This window comes from Pseudoalteromonas sp. S2755 (genome assembly GCF_005886535.1).
GTDB lineage: Bacteria > Pseudomonadota > Gammaproteobacteria > Enterobacterales > Alteromonadaceae > Pseudoalteromonas.
Genome location: NZ_PNDS01000302.1, coordinates 1 through 221 on the forward strand (window position 1 = coordinate 1; position 221 = coordinate 221).

1 pseudogene is annotated in these 221 nt (G+C 44.8%); it reads left to right on the top strand.

Annotated features, from left to right (window positions below):
• Positions 1 to 221 (top strand): annotated as a pseudogene (locus tag CWC03_RS23315) (ammonium transporter); the annotation flags it as partial.

A 221-nucleotide genomic window follows, 5' to 3' on the forward strand; every position in this document is an offset into this window, starting at 1 on the left:
CTGTATTAGCACTGATGCTTGGGGCGCTAGGTGGTGCATTGGTAGTGTTTAGTATCGTTGCGCTAGACAAAGCAAAAAGTGATGAGCCTGTCGGTGCTATTTCTGTTAACGGTATATCTGGTGCGCTAGGTGTGATGATGGTGCCATTATCATACTCAGACGCTACTTTCCTAGGTCAGGCTGTGGGACTTATCACTATTTTAGGTTTTGTTATCATTGCT